Origin of the sequence: Proteus faecis (assembly GCF_003144395.1) — a bacterium.
In the GTDB taxonomy this organism is placed as follows: Bacteria; Pseudomonadota; Gammaproteobacteria; order Enterobacterales; family Enterobacteriaceae; genus Proteus; species Proteus faecis.
In genome coordinates this window covers 21,596-38,185 of sequence record NZ_PENZ01000047.1, presented here as the reverse complement: position 1 = coordinate 38,185, position 16,590 = coordinate 21,596, and the positions used below count along the sequence as shown (strand labels likewise).

16 protein-coding genes are annotated in these 16,590 nt (G+C 39.4%); 10 read left to right on the top strand and 6 right to left on the bottom strand.

Features of this window, described 5'->3' with window-relative positions; genetic code table 11:
• The first annotated feature begins 27 nt into the window (after positions 1-27).
• The 8 genes from DK858_RS16130 to caiF all read left to right on the top strand — a co-directional run bounded on the left by DK858_RS16130 (position 28) and on the right by caiF (position 7,055).
• A complete protein-coding gene (locus DK858_RS16130) occupies positions 28-345 on the top strand; it encodes a phage holin family protein (protein WP_109398269.1) in 318 nt (105 codons plus the stop codon).
• A complete protein-coding gene (locus DK858_RS16125) occupies positions 342-731 on the top strand; it encodes a M15 family metallopeptidase (protein WP_109398268.1) in 390 nt (129 codons plus the stop codon). The genes DK858_RS16130 and DK858_RS16125 overlap by 4 nt, the downstream gene beginning before the upstream one ends.
• On the top strand, positions 728-1,084 hold the full coding sequence (locus DK858_RS16120) for a DUF2570 domain-containing protein (RefSeq protein ID WP_109398267.1): 357 nt from the start codon (positions 728-730) through the stop codon (positions 1,082-1,084). Before DK858_RS16125 ends, DK858_RS16120 begins: the two co-directional genes overlap by 4 nt.
• Positions 975-1,307, top strand: a complete 333-nt coding sequence (gene lysC / locus DK858_RS18580) for an Rz1-like lysis system protein LysC (protein WP_249718257.1) — start codon at positions 975-977, stop codon at positions 1,305-1,307. The genes DK858_RS16120 and lysC overlap by 110 nt, the downstream gene beginning before the upstream one ends.
• 4 nt (positions 1,308-1,311) lie before the next feature.
• Positions 1,312-4,143, top strand: coding sequence for an RHS repeat domain-containing protein (locus tag DK858_RS16115; protein WP_162556675.1), 2,832 nt, complete (start codon positions 1,312-1,314; stop codon positions 4,141-4,143).
• A 383-nt stretch (positions 4,144-4,526) separates the two neighbouring features.
• A complete protein-coding gene (locus DK858_RS16110; protein ID WP_109398265.1) occupies positions 4,527-5,150 on the top strand; it encodes a lytic polysaccharide monooxygenase in 624 nt (207 codons plus the stop codon).
• A gap of 280 nt (positions 5,151-5,430) precedes the next feature.
• Complete coding sequence (gene fsa / locus DK858_RS16105) at positions 5,431-6,093, top strand: fructose-6-phosphate aldolase (protein WP_109398264.1); 663 nt, start codon at positions 5,431-5,433, stop codon at positions 6,091-6,093.
• 569 nt (positions 6,094-6,662) lie between these two features.
• The gene (caiF, locus tag DK858_RS16100) at positions 6,663-7,055 is read left to right on the top strand and encodes a carnitine metabolism transcriptional regulator CaiF (protein ID WP_109398263.1); all 393 of its coding nucleotides are present in this window, start codon (positions 6,663-6,665) and stop codon (positions 7,053-7,055) included.
• 73 nt (positions 7,056-7,128) lie between these two features.
• Here caiF and caiE read toward each other — a convergent pair whose 3' ends face one another.
• The 6 genes from caiE to caiT form a co-directional block, all read right to left on the bottom strand.
• Positions 7,129-7,722, bottom strand: a complete 594-nt coding sequence (caiE, locus tag DK858_RS16095; RefSeq protein ID WP_109398262.1) for a carnitine operon protein CaiE — start codon at positions 7,720-7,722, stop codon at positions 7,129-7,131.
• A gap of 39 nt (positions 7,723-7,761) precedes the next feature.
• On the bottom strand, positions 7,762-8,547 hold the full coding sequence (gene caiD / locus DK858_RS16090; protein WP_100158918.1) for a crotonobetainyl-CoA hydratase: 786 nt from the start codon (positions 8,545-8,547) through the stop codon (positions 7,762-7,764).
• Positions 8,548-8,623: 76 nt separating this feature from the next.
• A complete protein-coding gene (caiC, locus tag DK858_RS16085; RefSeq protein ID WP_109398261.1) occupies positions 8,624-10,180 on the bottom strand; it encodes a crotonobetaine/carnitine-CoA ligase in 1,557 nt (518 codons plus the stop codon).
• 74 nt (positions 10,181-10,254) lie between these two features.
• Positions 10,255-11,475, bottom strand: coding sequence for an L-carnitine CoA-transferase (gene caiB, locus DK858_RS16080; protein ID WP_109398260.1), 1,221 nt, complete (start codon positions 11,473-11,475; stop codon positions 10,255-10,257).
• A gap of 69 nt (positions 11,476-11,544) precedes the next feature.
• Positions 11,545-12,687 (bottom strand): crotonobetainyl-CoA dehydrogenase, encoded by a 1,143-nt coding sequence (gene caiA, locus DK858_RS16075; protein WP_006536200.1) that lies wholly within the window; start codon positions 12,685-12,687, stop codon positions 11,545-11,547.
• A 41-nt stretch (positions 12,688-12,728) separates the two neighbouring features.
• Complete coding sequence (gene caiT / locus DK858_RS16070; RefSeq protein ID WP_109398259.1) at positions 12,729-14,243, bottom strand: L-carnitine/gamma-butyrobetaine antiporter; 1,515 nt, start codon at positions 14,241-14,243, stop codon at positions 12,729-12,731.
• A 600-nt stretch (positions 14,244-14,843) separates the two neighbouring features.
• On the opposite strand from caiT, the gene DK858_RS16065 reads away from it, so the two are divergent.
• Together DK858_RS16065 and DK858_RS16060 are read left to right on the top strand one after the other, a co-directional pair.
• Positions 14,844-15,617, top strand: coding sequence for an electron transfer flavoprotein FixA (locus tag DK858_RS16065; protein WP_109398258.1), 774 nt, complete (start codon positions 14,844-14,846; stop codon positions 15,615-15,617).
• An 11-nt stretch (positions 15,618-15,628) separates the two neighbouring features.
• Positions 15,629-16,567 carry an FAD-binding protein gene (locus tag DK858_RS16060; RefSeq protein ID WP_109398257.1) on the top strand — a complete coding sequence of 313 codons (939 nt, stop codon included), beginning with the start codon at positions 15,629-15,631 and terminating at the stop codon, positions 16,565-16,567.
• Positions 16,568-16,590 lie beyond the last annotated feature (23 nt).

Sequence of the window (16,590 nt, the reverse complement as noted above, 5' to 3'; positions counted from 1 at the left end):
TAACCCGCTTAACGTAGGAATTTTATTATGCTGGTCTCAATCCCATCTGAAAGTGATGCACTCGCTTGGATGATTATCGGTGGATTTTCAGCCTGGGGAGGTATCGTGAGGTATTTAATGGAAATTAGACAAAAACAAATTAAGTGGTCTTGGTGTGGCATTGGTAGCCAGATCGTGATTTCAGTATTTACAGGCTTACTCGGTGGATTATTGAGTTTTGAAAGTGGGGCAAGTCGCTATATGTCTTACATGATTGCAGGGCTTTTTGGCTCAATGGGGAGTACCACGTTGATTTGGCTATGGAACCGTGTTTTTGGCATGAATAGCCTTAAGGAGCCTAAATGAATACGTATACATTGAGTCAACGAAGTCAAAATAACTTAAAGGATGTGCATCAAGATTTAGTCCGAGTGGTTAATTTGGCGCTGACATTGAGTGAATATGATTTTGTTGTCATCGAAGGGCTACGTTCATTTGCGCGTCAAAAAGCGTTAATGAACGAAGGCAAAAGCAAAACACTCAATAGCCGTCATTTAACAGGTCATGCTGTAGATATAGTACCGTTAGTGAATGGCGCTATCCCTTGGCAAGATTGGTCTGCGTTTGAATCCGTATCAAAAGCGATGAAACAAGCAGCACATCAATTGGGTGTTTCAATGAATTGGGGCGGTGATTGGGTATCGTTTCGTGATGGCCCTCATTATGAGCTGTCTAGAGAGGCATATTCATGAGTATAACCTGGCTTCTACGCTGGGGATCAAAAGGAGGCGTGTTGTTAGTCATTCTGACCACGCTTCTGGTGATCCGCTATCAACACAACCAAATTAAGCGACTTTCAGAACAAAATAGTCAGCTTGAATATCAACAACGGACATTGCAATCACAATTAATGCAATGGCACGAACAAGCGGAAAAAATCTCTGAAACGCTTATACATCAACAAGAGGAGCAACACTATTTAGAGGAAGAAAATCATGCAATACGCCAAGAGTTACGGCTACTTCTGGCTCAAACGCCTTGTGCTAATGAGTCTGTGCCTGACGCTGTTATCCAGTTGCAGCAAAACACCCTTAACCGTCGTTAAAGCACCTGAAAAATTTGTACCAACACACTTACTACAGCCCTGTTCAGCACCGTTTTTTAATGTGCAAGTATGGGGGGATTATCCTGATTATGTGGCACGTTTAATGTTGGTATTGGAAAAATGTAATACCGATAAAAAAGCGGTGGCAGAAATATTGGCAACAAAAAGTCAGCTTGGTACTTATGAGTTGGATCATAAAAGAAAGCAAACTAAGGAATTATAGAAATATGTCAAATCAACAATTACATACACGAACCCCGACTGTTGTGGTTCATGATAATCGCGGATCGGCTATTCGCGAAATTAGCTATTGCCGTCATCCTGATATGGTAAACCAAACCGATGAGCGTATTACGCGTCATCACTATCATGCTCGCGGTTATTTAGAACGCAGTATTGATGCAAGACTGTATGACTCACAACAGTTAGACGCCAGCATTCAGCCTAATATTCAACAAACGGTGAGTTTAGGGAAGGCATTATCACTTTCACAAGGTGTTGATAATGGGAATAGCTTTAATTTTAATGATATTGAAGGCACGGTTGCACAGCAGATTAATGCCAAAGGAACGGTCACAATCTATAAATATAGTCAGTCTGGGTTTGAACGATATTTAGAGAAAGTAGAAGAAGGAAAATTAGGGAATTCAGACACGAAGGTTATTCAAAAATTTAAATGGGGACAAGGAAACGCGAGTCAGTTAATAGAGACCAACCAAGTGGGAAAATGTATTGAACACTTTGATACGGCAGGTAAAAAAACATATAGCCATTATTCGTTACAAGGTGCGGTAATATCAGAAACACAACAGTTCATTGTAGGTAATAACATTAATTGGAGTACCGGCAGTGAGCAAAGTATTCAACAAGCTGAAAAATTTACTACTCAATATACTTATGATGCGACAGGGGCTGTATTAGAAGAAACCGATGCAAAGGGAAATAAACGCCGTATTGCCTATGATATTGCAGGCTTTGTAAAACAAACTTGGTTGACGTTAAAAGGACAATCAGAGCAAGCGATTTTACGTGCTTTAACCTACTCAGCTGCGGGGCAAAAACTGCGTGAAGAGCAGGGTAATGGTTTAGTCACCACCTATGAATATGAGCCAGAAACGCAACGTTTATTGCATATTAAAACAGAGCGCCCTCAAGGTCATGCGTTAGGGGCGAAGGTCATGCAAGATCTGCGTTATGAGTACGATGCGGTGGGCAACATTATTTGTTTGAAAAATGATGCAGAAGCGACGCGTTATTGGCGCAATCAGAAAGTGGTGCCTGAAAATCGCTATATTTATGATTCACTGTATCAATTGGTCAGTGCAACAGGGCGTGAATCCGCCAATCAAAAAACACCTGCATCAATCCAATCTCAAACCATTACTACGTTAGTGAAAGATGTACAAAGCTATACCAATTACACGCGTTTATACACTTATGATCGCGGTGGTAATTTAACGCAAATTCGCCATCACTCCGCTATTGCGCAACAAAGCTTTACTCAAGATATTATCGTTTCAAATAAAACCAATCGCGCTTTATTAAAGTCACAATGTTCAGATCCAAAAAACGTGGATAGCTATTTTGATGAGAGTGGTAATTTAACCCAACTTCTTAATGGGGATGCCATTATTTGGGATAGCCGTAATCATCTGAAAGCCACCAAAGAGATAATGGAAAATGGGCAATTATCTGAGGGAGAAACCTATCAATATAACAGTGCGAGCCAACGTATGACGAAAATACGCGGGCGCAAAACTGCTAACGGTGATTTAGAAAAAGTCACTACGCACTATTTACCGAATATTGAACAATGGGAAGTGAGCACACGTTCTGTGACAGAGAAATATGTCGTTGTACAAATTCAAACAGGTACTAGTGCAAAAGTCAGGGCGCTGTGTTGGGAAATTGGCTCACCGAAAGGGATTGAAAATAATTCACTGCGTTATAGCTATGATGACGGTATTGGCAACAGCGGATTAGAAACGGACGGTAAAGGGCAATTAGTCAGTTATGAAGAGTATTACCCTTATGGCGGTACCGCCATTTGGTCTAGCGAAAATGTGGTAGAAGCAGATTACAAAACCATTCGTTATTCCGGTAAAGAAAAAGATTCTACGGGGATGTATTACTATGGTTATCGTTATTATCAACCGTGGATTGGTCGTTGGTTAAGTGCAGACCCCGCAGGTACGATTGATGGGCTAAATTTATATCGCATGGTGAAAGGGAATCCGACATCTTATATTGATGACAATGGTTTGATGTTCAAAAAATTAAGTGCAAGTATAGCCAACAGAAGAGAGCATAATTCCTCAAACGATATATCCACCGCTAGTAGTGCTATTGGCGCATCTGGATCAGGCAAACAATCCCAGTTGAATATTTCTAATTCTAAAAACGACCTCATTGGTAACATTATTGAACGTCTGGTGGATATTGTTGAAACAGGGAGAGGTGGAATGCGCACGTTACAAGGAGACCAGTTTAACGAAACAATGACTAAATTAGCTTCTTTGTATATTGACTTACAGCCTGAGGGCGCTCTGTCCGGTGGACACGAGATCATGAAGAAATCAAAAGGTTTCAAGCAACCACCTAAAGGTAAAGGTTTAGTTAATCAGAACAAAGAACGAGGAAATTTATATGATTTTATGACTCCTTACGTTACCAGAGATGTAGATTCTGAAAATTTTTGCCTCCAAAATGTAACTTCAGACTTACATAAATGGACTGAGCATGTTATCGATAAACAACAGAAGCGTCTTCCGACAGGAAAAGCAGTAGAGTTACTTATGAGGATGAATAAGGCTGCAGACCCAGAAGTTACTCGAGCAGAGTTCACAAAAAATCCTACGTCACGCCCTCCGGAGGATCAAGAGGAGGCAATACAGTATGTATATTATATGGCTGGTATATTTGAAAGTGAAAGTGAATGGAAAGAGCTTGCCCGTGATATGTACACGGATGAATATCCTCAGCTAAAAAAAGTAACTTATAAAAGAGCCAAAGCAATTTTTGATAAAAACAAATCCTTATCGGTATATAAAGTTGATTAAGGCACCATCATTTTTACTCAACTCATGGAATATGAGTGATTAGATAATAATGTCTATTTAGAGCAGACCCAAAATACACAACCCAGAGAGACAGCATTTCTGTCTTATTTGGGTTGTTTTTATTTTATATCGATAATTTTATTTCTTTTAATAAAACATAAAAAAAGTAATAAAAATAATTTAATTTATTATTTTTATTATTAATAGTCATCTAATAAATATTAAATAACAGTGTTAGTCCCATTTTAATATTAAATTAAATCGCGATATTGCTCACAGTTCTTAATAAATTGATATTTAATTATCTTTTTTTTACTAATATCTAATGTGATTGATGCAATCATTATATTTTAAAATTTTTTAATAATTATTGAGGCTTTATTATGAAGAAAAATAAACTTATGGTATTTACTGCAACGTTATTATTATCAGCGGGTTTTGTTTCAACAGTGTCAGCTGATGTCACATTGAAGCATGGCTATATTGATGTTCCACCAAGCCGTGCAGTATTATGTAAAATGACTATTCCTAATAGTAATAATATAAAATTTAATAAAAATTGTGGCCCTGTAGAATATGAGCCTCAATCAGTTGAAGGGCTTAAAGGTTTCCCTAACGGTGGACCTGAAGATGGTAAAATTGCCAGTGGTGGAAATGAAACATTTTCTGCTTTAAATGAGCAGAGTGCTGATCGCTGGCATAAAGTGGCAATGAAAAGCGGACCTTATACCTTTAAGTGGAAATTAACAGCGCCACATAGTACAGCATCATGGCGATTTTTTATTACTAAACAAAACTGGGATGTCAATAAACCACTTACTCGAAGCTCTTTTGATTTAACACCTTTTTGTCAACGAGATGATGATGGTAAAATACCTCAAGAAATCGTAGAATTAAATTGTAATATACCAGAGCGTTCAGGTTATCAGGTTATTTTAGGTGTCTGGGATATTGCCGATACAAAGAATGCTTTTTATCAAGTTATTGATGCTGATTTTAAAAAATAATCTATTTAATTAAAATGATTATTTAATTTTAATAATGATATTGATTATATTTAATTTAAATATTATCAGATTTAAGTCTTGAATTAAAAATATAAAATTAGATTATTTCTATTTTATTAAATAGAGATAATTGCTATTTATTTTTAGCAATTTAATTAATAGCGCCTTTACATGGGCGCTATTTTCATTGAATCGACTAGAAATCCCTCGCGTACAATGCTACTTTCTACGTTATACCTATAATTATTTAGCTTAAAACCAACATCATTGAGGTGCGATTATGGAAATCTATTTAGATACCGCTGATATCGAAGAAGTCAGAAAACTCTCTCAAGTTCTTCCTATTGCTGGTGTCACCACCAATCCTTCCATTATTGCTAAATCCGCACAAGATATTGAAACGCTATTGCCTGAATTAAAAACGGCAATGGGAGGAAAAGGTCGGGTATTTGCACAGGTTATTGCCAGTGATGTCGATACCATGATTGAAGAAGCTTTGCGCATTGGCAATATTGCCGATAATACCGTGATTAAAATCCCAGTTACAGAAGCGGGGCTTATTGCTATTAAACAATTAAAACAAAAAAATATGCTGGTATTAGGCACGGCAATTTACAGCGTGTCTCAAGGGTTAATGGCCGCATTAGCAGGTGCCGATTATATTGCGCCTTATGTGCATCGAATGGATAGGCAGGGCTCTGATGGTGTAAGAGTGGTAAAAGAGTTACAAACGCTGATCACCATGCATAATTTACCAACAAAAATCTTAGCCGCGAGTTTTAAAACACCACGCCAAGTGGTTGATTGTTTATTAGCGGGGGCATCTTCGGTGACATTACCGATAGAACTTGCTTACTCTATTATTCGCTCACCGGTGGTGGACGATGCTGTAAATAGATTCGCTGATGATTGGCAAACTACATTTGAGCGTCGTTTTTTATAATCAAATGAAGAACATAAGATTAAGTGCTATAACGTTATATAGCACTTAATTTACCTATTTAGGTATACAGAGATATTAATCTTCACTTTTACTAATGTATTAATAATAAGGATAATATAGCTTAAAATAAATGAATATTGATTTATATCTAATAATAAGTCACCTTTCTGGCAATTCAAATTCAAATCTATTATTATAATGTTAGTCTAGAAATGGATTATTAATATAATCTATTGTTTTTTATTTTTTTGTTATAAATAGCTTATATATCAATTTTTTATATTTTATTTTTTATAAAGTTGTTATTTTTTTAATTTAATTAATTTTTTGTTTTTACTCGGTTTAGTTGTTATTAAGTTGAATTTAATAACAAAATAATAAATTGTGACTAGCATGTTAATTAAAGGGTTTGGTTGTTAAGAAATAAATTAATATTATATTGATGAGGTAGTTAAAATACCTAATTAACAGGGAAAACCGATACTCCGCGGTGCAATGATAATTAACATATTCAGTTATTATCTTTATTTAGCGATAAATAAAACTTTATTTGTGATACTGGAGTAAATATGTGTGAAGAATACATGAATAAGCCACTCTATTTGTCAATTGCAGACTGGGTTCAAGAGCAAGAACGTTGGGTAAGTGCAAAGGAAATTGCAAAAGAATTCGATATTCCTCAATGCAATGCAATTAATATTGTTTCCTATATTCTTTCTGATGTAAAAGAGATTGAGTGTGAAACGAAAAGTGTACCTAACCAATTAGAAGGTAGAGGCTGTCAGTGCCAACGAATGATCAAAGTCAGTCATATTGATCCTCAAGTCTATTCGCGTTTAAAAGGCCATATTCAAGAAAAAAGTAGTCAGCGTTCTCCTGAAAAATTAGCGGCGATGATCCCTCGTGGATTGAACCATGAGCAAAAATGGCAATGGATGTTGTCAAAATCTCAACGTCGCTAATATAAGTAACTTCGTTGCATACAAAACAAATTGAATAATGACGACAGGCGCTCGTAACGCCTGTCGCTGTTTGTTACTGGCCTTTTGGCTTAACGCCTGTTGTGCCTCGTAAACGCGGGCGATGAGGTTCAGGAGCCGTTAATGGTGTTGTTTCTACTAAGCTTTGGCGACAACGTACCGCTAAATCTTGATATTCACGAGTATTCATCCGTTTCCATTCCATATCTTGATCGGTAATATCACGCACATGTTTTGCAGGACTTCCTATTAACATTTGTCGAGGTTGTCCTTGAAAGCCGGCTTTTACAAAGCTCATAGCGGCAACGATGCTTTCCTCACCAATGACTGCTCCATCCATAATTACGCTGTTCATACCAACTAAACTGTCACGCCCGATAATACAACTGTGAAGGATCGCACCGTGCCCAATATGGCCATTTTCTCTTACGATCGTATCCATATCGGTATAACCGTGCATGATACAACCGTCTTGAAGGTTTGCGCCTGCTTCAACAATCAAGCGTCCATAGTCGCCCCTTAGTGAAGCCAGAGGGCCGATATAAACGCCAGCACCAATAATCACATCACCAATTAATACAGCAGATGGATGAATATAAGCTGTTGGATGAACCACAGGAACAAGACCTTCAAACGCGTAGATACTCATCAGTTTTCCTCTTTGTTGTATTATCAAGATGAACGATAATTACCGGCCTTTCCACTCAGGTGCGCGTTTTTCAGCAAAAGCTAATGGCCCTTCAGTAGCGTCTTCTGAATGTAAAACACTTGGGTAATGTTTTAGTACACCACTGCGCATAAGCTTGTAACCCTCTTCAATGGAAAGTTCACTGGTAGCACGATAAATCTCTTTTAATGCAGCCACAGCGAGTGGGGCACTGTTGGCAATTTGGTCTGCAAGTTCACGTGCACTGTCCATTAATTCAGCGGCGCTGACAACGCGGTTTGCAATGCCCCAACGTAGTGCTTCGTCGGCATTCATGCGACGACCGGTCATTAGCATTTCGTTGACGATAGCTGGTGGTAAACGTTTAGGTAAACGCAAAACACCACCACTGTCAGGTACAATTCCTAACTGCGCTTCAGGTAAAGCAAAAGAAGCATTGTCTGAACAAACCATCATGTCGGCGGCGAGTGCTAATTCAAAACCGCCCCCAAAAGCATAGCCGTTAACGGCAGCAATGACAGGTTTATCTAGATCAAAAAGTTCAGTTAAACCCGCAAAACCACCCGCACCAAAGTCTGCATCAGGGGCTTCACCTTCTGCGGCAGCTTTTAAATCCCATCCCGCAGAGAAAAAACGTTCACCAGCACCAGTGATAATCGCGACACGTAAGTTGGGATCATCACGAAAACGTAAGAAAACTTCGCCCATTTCATGGCTTGTTTTTGCATCAATAGCATTGGCTTTGGGTCTATCCAATACAATCTCAAGCACTGAACCACGGGTTGTTAGATGTAATGACTGGCTCATGTTGTATTCCTTTTCGTCATCAAAAATAAGCAGTTATGATTGAGGTTATTAATTTGTGGTTAAACCAACCTATGCTTTATTTCAAATGCTTTTTAATCACTTTTCCTGAGCAGTTACGAGGTAAGTCGTCTCTAAATTCAACTTCAGAGGGGACTTTGAACTTTGCCATATTTTGCTCACAAAAATGGAAAAACGCTTCTTCACTCAAGCTCTCATTTTCAACCAATACCACGAACGCTTTAATCGCTTCATCACGAATATTGTCAGGCACACCAATCACAGCCACATCTTGAATTTTAGGATGTGAAGAAATGATGTTTTCAATCTCAACACAAGAGACATTTTCGCCACCGCGTTTGATCATATTGCAACTGCGATCAACGAAATAAAAAAAGCCTTCATCGTCTCGGTAACCATAATCGCCAGTATGTAACCAACCATCTGGCTCTAATGCTTTTGCTGTTGCATCAGGTCGGTTGTAATACTCTTTAAAAATAGTTTTTCCGGGTTCGCCTTTTACGCAAATTTCGCCTACAACCCCATCAGGGACTTCGTTGTTTTGTTTGTCCCTAATTTGTGCTTGATAGCAAAAACCGGGTCTACCAATGGAAGGCCAGCGACGTTTATCGCCGGGTCTGTCACCAATTAAACCAACAATGGTTTCTGTCATGCCATAAGAGGTGAGCAATCGCACGTTAAAGCGTTCAAGGAAGGCATCTTTTTCATCATCGGCAAGATTGAGATAAAACATCACCTCACGTAATTTGTGCTGTTTTTCTTCTGATGAAACAGGTTGTGCCATTAAGGTTCTCATCATCATTGGAATGCACTCTGTTACTGTTGCTTGATACTTAAGGATCTGTTTCCAAAAGGCTCTTGCGCTGTATTTTTCAAGTAAAACAAAGGTGGCTCCCACAGAAAAAGCAGGGAGTGATGCTGTGCATTGGCAATCAATATGAAATGCGGGCATAACGGTAAGATAAATATCATCTTCACGTAATGCGTTTTGCCATGATGAGTAATAACCCGCAAAACGTAGGTTATAGTGAGTGATAACGACACCTTTAGGTTGGGAGGTCGTTCCTGAGGTAAAAAGAATTTCAGCAGTGTCATCCACACTTAATGGTGTGTAATGATTAAGCGTAACAGGATGCTTGGCTTTCTCTGTTAAGAAGTCGGTAACACCTTTTTCAGTAGGGAGACTGTTTTCTGTTATTAAAAACAGTTGCGTTAAAGGGTTTTGTTCATCCTGTAACATAGGTTGGTAAATCGGATAGAAATTATCACGAGTTACCACGTAATGAGCTTGGCAGTGATTGATTATCCATGCGCTCTCTTCATACATAAATCGCGCATTAATGGGCACCATTATCGCGCCAATTTTTGCCAAGCCAAACCAGCAAAAGAAAAACTCAGGACAGTTATCAAGATGTAAGGCAACGTGATCGCCTTTTTTTATGCCACCAGCATGAAAAAGATTTGCGGTTCTATTTATCTCTTCATTTAATTCACAGTAGCTAAATTGTCTCACTTCTCCTTGTGCGGATTCAAAAATTAGCGCTGTTTTTGTACCATAAACCTCTGCCAAATCATCCCACATTTGACGTAAGTTTTGTTTGCCAATCACATCCATTAAACTGTTACCCTATTCTTTTGCTGTAAATTCAGACGTATTTTATGTCTATACAACGTCCGAATTTTACAGTGTTACTTTACGATTTTAGCCAGTCCTTTATCGACTAGCCCCTTGATTTGTGCGTCGCTATAACCGATATTTTTCAAAATTGCATTAGTGTCCATGCCATGAGATGGCATTCCGCGCCAGATTTTCCCTGGGTTGTTTTTGAATTTAGGCATCACATTTGGCCCTTTGCAGGTTTCGCCATCCATGGTTTGCCACTCGGTAATAGACTCACGCGCGATATATTGCGGATTGTCTTCAAGCTCTGGAATAGTCAGCACTTTAGCGCTGGCAATATTGAGTTCAGACAGGCGTTTTAGCACATCAGTGATAGGCTGTTTTGCTAACCATTCATCTAACTTGTCTTCAAATAATTGACCATGAGGGCAATTGATACGGTGAATAAGTTGAGTGCCTTCTGGCACTTCTGGTGTACCTAAAAGATGTGCAAGACCGATATCTTTGAAGATCTCTTCAATTTGGGTAATACCCACCACTTCCATTACGATAAAACCATCTTGGCAACGGTAAAGCCCACATCCTGCGTAGTACGGATCTTTCCCTTTGGTCATACGAGGGCAGATTTCACCACCATTGAAATAATCCATCATGAAGTATTGCCCCATACGCAACATCACTTCATACATGGCGATATCAATACTTTCGCCTTTACCTGTTTGCTGAACTTTATACAGTGCAGCTAACGCAGAAGTGGTTGCTGTCATCCCTGAAAAATAGTCAGCGGTATAAGGGAAAGCCGGCATAGGCTGATCTTTGTCACCATTTTGAATAAGGTAACCACTGAAAGCCTGAGCAATGGTGTTATAAGCCGGTAAGTTGGTGTATTGCGGATCGCCATATTGACCAAAGCCTGATAAATGCGCGATAACCAATTTAGGGTTATGTTCCCATAACACTTCATCGGTAATACCACGACGTGCAAAGGCAGGGCCTTTACTGGCTTCGATAAAGATGTCGGTTGTTTCCATTAATTTTAGGAATGCATCACGACCTTCATCTTTAAAAATATTGAGTGAAAGAGCATGTAAATTACGGCGAGAAAGTTGAGGGTAGTGAGGTTGAACGCGAATGGTGTCAGCCCATGCAACGTTTTCAATCCAAATCACTTCAGCACCCCATTCTGCAAACATTTGTCCTGCAAATGGCCCTGCAATTTCAATTCCTGAAAACACAACACGAACCCCTGAAAGTGGGCCGAATTGTGGCATTGATAAATGTTCTGTCATAGCGTTACCTCGTAAGTGGTCTAAGTGAAAACGCTCCCACCGAATGATAAGAGCGTTTCTCGTGATAAATTATCGATACTGCTTAAGTACTGAGCGTCCTAATGTCAGGATCTGCATTTCATCAGAACCACCAGATACACGATCAACACGAAGGTCACGCCAAAAACGAGAAATACGGTGCTCGCCAGCAATACCGACACCACCAAGCACTTGCATTGCACTATCAACGACTTCAAACGCCGCATTTGCACAGAAGTATTTACACATAGCCGCATCACCGGAAGTGATTAAGTTGTTGTCACTCTTCCATGCAGTTTCATATAACATGTTGCGCATTGAATTGAGTTTGATCGCCATATGAGCGAATTTTTCTTGAATAAGTTGGAAACGGCCGATAGCTTCGCCAAATTGCACACGTTGATTGGCATAACGAGCCGCATCTTCAAATGCACACATTGCTGTACCGTAGTTAGTGAGTGCGACTAAGAAACGTTCGTGATCGAACTCTTCTTTAACACGATTAAAGCCGTTTCCTTCACGACCAAACATGTCTTTTTCTTCAAGTTCAACGTTGTCGAAAGTGATTTCACAGCAGCTATCCATACGTAAACCCAGTTTTTCTAACTTGTTGACTTTGATACCGGGTTTACTCATATCGACAAACCATTCAGTAAAGATAGGTTTATCTGGAGATGCTGAGTCACGGCTCATCACAACAATATAAGGGGTATAGGCACTACTGGTGATAAAGCATTTGCTACCATTAAGATAAACTTTGCCATTTTTACGGGTATAAGTGGTTTGTAAGCTACCAACGTCAGAGCCTGCACCGGGTTCTGTGATAGCAGAGTTCCACATCTGTTTACCTGTACCACGGAACGCCATAATTTTGTCAATTTGCTCTTGAGTCCCTTCACGCAAGACAGTGTTAAATCCACCTGGTAATTGATAAAGCACGTAAGTTGGCGCACCTAAGCGACCTAATTCCATCCAGATTGCAGCAACAGTAACAAAACCAGCATTTAAACCACCGTGCTCTTCAGGGATAAGCAGATTGTCAATTTCCATATCCGCTAAGGCTTTGACAAAACGTTCTGGGTATTTACTTTCGCGATCGCATTCAGCGAAATACGCTTCCCAGTTTTCACTGGCCATTAATTCGCGGACACCGTCAACAAACAGTTCCTGCTCATCATTCAATCTAAAATCCATGTTAATAACCTCTTAATATGTCATTCTTTGCGTATAGCGGATCACTCTTTCCAATGTACTTTGGCATCTTTAATAAAGGACAAGGTGACCATGATATTGACGAAAAATAGCGGGCATCCCCCGGCGATAATGGCGGTTTGAATCGGTTTTAAACCGCCAAGTGCTAACAGGATGATGCCGATAATACCGACCAGCACAGACCAGCCGATACGCACTAATAAAGGGGGCTCAGAGCCTTCTTTCATAGAGCGACAAGTGGACATAGCCAGTGTGTAAGAACAGGCGTTAATTAAAGTGACAGTGGCAATAAAGCAGAGGATAAAGAAGCCCCACATTGTCGCTGTGCTCAACGGTAATGCCGCCCATGTTTCGATAATGGCGCGTGGAACACCATATTGTTCAATTAGTTGTGGAATGTTGAGAATATTTTGGTCAATCAGTTGTAAGGTGTTACCACCAAGGATTGTCCAAATTAACCAAGTCCCTGCGGTTAAACCTGAAACCATCCCTAAACACAATTCACGAACAGTACGGCCTTTAGAGATCCGCGCTAAGAAAATACTCATTTGGATGGCGTAAATAACCCACCAAGCCCAATAGAAGACCGTCCAGCCTTGAGGGAATCCACCTTTACCAATTGGATCTGTATAGAACAGCATACGAGGCATATACATCAGCAATGTACCGACAGAATCGGTAAAATAATTGACAATAAAGCTCGCGCCACCAACGATAAACACCCAACCCAACATTAAGAAACTCAGGTAAGTACGAATATCACTGGCGATTTTCACCCCTTTTTGCAGACCGAATGCCACACAAATTGCGTTTAATAAGATCCAGCAAGAGATAATAATGGCGTCTAATTGCAGGGTATGAGGAATACCAAATAAGTATTGAATACACTCAGTCACAAGCGGGGTAGCTAACCCGAGACTTGTCCCCATAGCTAAAATTAAGGCGACTAAATAGAAGTTATCAACAATAGTACCGAATAAGCCATTAACGTGTTTTTCACCAATTAATGGGGTTAAGGTACTACTTGGACGGATAACTTCCATTTTGCGAACAAAGAAGAAGTAAGCGAATGCAACAGAAAGAAAACTATACGTAGCCCAAGGTAGAGGACCCCAGTGAAACAAGCTGTAAGCAAGGCCAATTTCTTTAGCTTGAGTCGAATAACCTTCCATTCCAAAAGGCGGGCTTGAAATGTAGTAGTATATTTCAATCGAACCCCAGAAGAGGACGGCAGCAGAAGTACAAGACGCAAACATCATAAAGATCCAGCTTGCGGTACTAAATTCAGGTTTGTCTTCTCCTAGGCGTTTATTGGCATAACGACCGAAGACTAACCAAAACCAACCTCCGAACATAATGACCATATACCATTCGAAAGCCCAACCCCAGACATTGGTAACATAGCTGAATACGGCATTAATCACTTCATTTGAAGCGTCAAGATCACGTACCGTTAACCAGCATAAAATACCAACAATGATTAATGGAGGAAAAAAAACCTTCGGTTCTATTCCTGCCTTTTTATTATCTTTGCTCATAGGTAAATTTTCCAAATATATTTAACGCAGAAGTTTAAGTAGTGTTAATTCCTAATATCTAATAAAGCATTTAAGTTTATTTATGAGTATTCCGTCTATTGGTGTTTCATCATAATAGAAAAATAAAGTTATTGGCTAATTCACAAACTGATTAATGATGATGAATAATGGATATTATAAGAAATCCATTCTGTTATTCACTTCACACTATTCTTTTTGTCTATTTTATGTTACGTTTTATAACGTTTTGTTTTCATTGTAACTGCATGAAAATTATATCTATATTGCTGTATGTAATAGGGTTGTTATATTACGTCTTTCAATATTGTTGATCTTAGTGGCAATATTGAACGTTAAATAGCATTGTATTTATTATTTTCAATATTGTTGATCGATGTAGCAATATTGAAAGTTGTTCACTTCAATTAAAACTAATTTCAATATTGGTGATGTGTTTAGCAATATTGAAAGCTATCCATTCTTTATTTATCTATGTTCAATATTGGTGACCTAGGTTTAATTTTTTAATCGCTTAATTATGTTAATTCTATATTACATTGCCAGAGTAAATGACATTATTTATTAATTTCAGGAGATGTAATGAATATTATTACATGTTATAAGAGTGTTCCCGATGAGCAGGATATTACGGTAAATAGCGCAGACAATTCGCTAGATTTTTCCCGAGCTAACACCAAAATTAGCCAATATGATTTAAATGCGATTGAAACCGCTAATCAGCTTAAGGCTCAACTTGATGGTATTCACATCACGGCAATGAGTGTTGGTGGCAAAGCACTGACAAATGCGAAGGCACGTAAAGACGTTCTTTCTCGTGGTGCTGACGAGTTAGTGGTAGTAGTTGATGACCAATTTGAAGCCTCTTTGCCTTACCAAACGGCGGTTGCATTGGCTGCAGCTGCGGCTAAAAAAGGTTATGACTTAATTCTTTGTGGTGACGGCTCTGCGGATCTCAGTTCACAACAAGTTAGCTTGCTGCTGGGTGAGGTCTTAAATATACCTGCGATCAATGGTGTTAACAAAATTGTTTCTCTTTCTACTGATTCAATAACGGTTGAGCGTGAATTAGAAAATGAAATCGAAACACTGATCATTCCATTACCTGCTGTTATTGCGGTTTCTACCGATATTAATACACCTCAAATTCCTTCGATGAAAGCCATTCTTGGCGCTGCCAAGAAACCTGTTCAGCAATGGAGTGTTGCCGATCTTGGTCTAGATGCAATTACTGTGCGTTCAGAGCAAACAGTGGCAGCGCCGAAACAGAAAGTTCGTCAACGCATCATCATTGAAGGTGATGGCGATGATCAGATTGCTGAGTTGGCAGAACATTTACGCAAAATTCTTAAGTAATAGGGGGAGTTATGAGCCAGTTTTCAACTGTTTGGGTATTTAGTGATGCACTTTCCCGTTTACCAGAATTAATGGGGGGGGCTTCTTCATTAGGACAATCTATCAATGTATTTACATTGAATGATGAACAAAGTGTGGCTGCTTTTAAATTAGGTGCAACTGAAGTTTTTCAATTAGAAGGTAAACCTGACGATCGCATTATTGAAGACTATGCACAAAGCATGGTTGAAACCATCAAACAAAAAGGTGATGCAGGTTTAGTGCTACTGCCTAATACACGTCGCGGAAAACTAGTTGCAGCACGTTTAGGTCATCGTTTAGACGCGGTTGTTTCTAACGACGCACAATCTTTAAATGTAGAGGGTGATGCATTAGTCACCAAACACATGGTTTACGGTGGCCTTGCTTTTGGTGATGAAACCCTAAAAACCCCTTACTGTGTTGTCACTGCAAGCGTGGGGGCTTTTGATGTTGCACCAGAAACTGGCGCTACGGGGAATGCACAAAAAGTCTCATGGGTTGCCCCTGCTCAAACTATTGTTCACCATTCAGTACAACCACGTGCAATCAATGCCGTTGATTTAGACAAGGCGCGTTTTGTTGTCAGCGTGGGGCGTGGCATCGGCAGTAAAGAAAATATTGCTATTGCAGAAGCGTTAGCGAAAGCCATTGGTGCTGAAATTGCCTGTTCTCGTCCTGTTGCTGAAAATGAGAAGTGGATGGAACACGAGCGTTATGTCGGTATCTCTAACCTGATGCTGAAACCAGAACTCTATTTGGCTGCCGGTATTTCAGGGCAAATTCAACATATGGTTGGCGCGAATGGCGCACAAACGATCGTTGCTATTAATAAAGACAAAAATGCACCAATCTTCCAATTTACTGATTACGGTATTGTCGGTGATTTAATGAAGATTTTACCTGCATTAACTCGTCAATTATCTAACTGATTTATTTAAGCAGGGAAGGAGAC

What these genes read in the sequence shown, in the direction of transcription:
- caiB (WP_109398260.1), bottom strand. Translation starts at nt 11,475, where the DNA reads ATGACAGAACATTTATCAATGCCACAATTCGGCCCACTTTCAGGGGTT.
- caiE (WP_109398262.1), bottom strand. Translation starts at nt 7,722, where the DNA reads ATGAGTATCTACGCGTTTGAAGGTCTTGTTCCTGTGGTTCATCCAACA.
- DK858_RS16110 (WP_109398265.1), top strand. Translation starts at nt 4,527, where the DNA reads ATGAAGAAAAATAAACTTATGGTATTTACTGCAACGTTATTATTATCA.
- DK858_RS16060 (WP_109398257.1), top strand. Translation starts at nt 15,629, where the DNA reads ATGAGCCAGTTTTCAACTGTTTGGGTATTTAGTGATGCACTTTCCCGT.
- caiT (WP_109398259.1), bottom strand. Translation starts at nt 14,243, where the DNA reads ATGAGCAAAGATAATAAAAAGGCAGGAATAGAACCGAAGGTTTTTTTT.
- DK858_RS16125 (WP_109398268.1), top strand. Translation starts at nt 342, where the DNA reads ATGAATACGTATACATTGAGTCAACGAAGTCAAAATAACTTAAAGGAT.
- DK858_RS16120 (WP_109398267.1), top strand. Translation starts at nt 728, where the DNA reads ATGAGTATAACCTGGCTTCTACGCTGGGGATCAAAAGGAGGCGTGTTG.
- fsa (WP_109398264.1), top strand. Translation starts at nt 5,431, where the DNA reads ATGGAAATCTATTTAGATACCGCTGATATCGAAGAAGTCAGAAAACTC.
- DK858_RS16115 (WP_162556675.1), top strand. Translation starts at nt 1,312, where the DNA reads ATGTCAAATCAACAATTACATACACGAACCCCGACTGTTGTGGTTCAT.
- lysC (WP_249718257.1), top strand. Translation starts at nt 975, where the DNA reads ATGCAATACGCCAAGAGTTACGGCTACTTCTGGCTCAAACGCCTTGTG.
- caiC (WP_109398261.1), bottom strand. Translation starts at nt 10,180, where the DNA reads ATGGATGTGATTGGCAAACAAAACTTACGTCAAATGTGGGATGATTTG.
- caiF (WP_109398263.1), top strand. Translation starts at nt 6,663, where the DNA reads ATGTGTGAAGAATACATGAATAAGCCACTCTATTTGTCAATTGCAGAC.
- caiD (WP_100158918.1), bottom strand. Translation starts at nt 8,547, where the DNA reads ATGAGCCAGTCATTACATCTAACAACCCGTGGTTCAGTGCTTGAGATT.
- DK858_RS16130 (WP_109398269.1), top strand. Translation starts at nt 28, where the DNA reads ATGCTGGTCTCAATCCCATCTGAAAGTGATGCACTCGCTTGGATGATT.
- caiA (WP_006536200.1), bottom strand. Translation starts at nt 12,687, where the DNA reads ATGGATTTTAGATTGAATGATGAGCAGGAACTGTTTGTTGACGGTGTC.
- DK858_RS16065 (WP_109398258.1), top strand. Translation starts at nt 14,844, where the DNA reads ATGAATATTATTACATGTTATAAGAGTGTTCCCGATGAGCAGGATATT.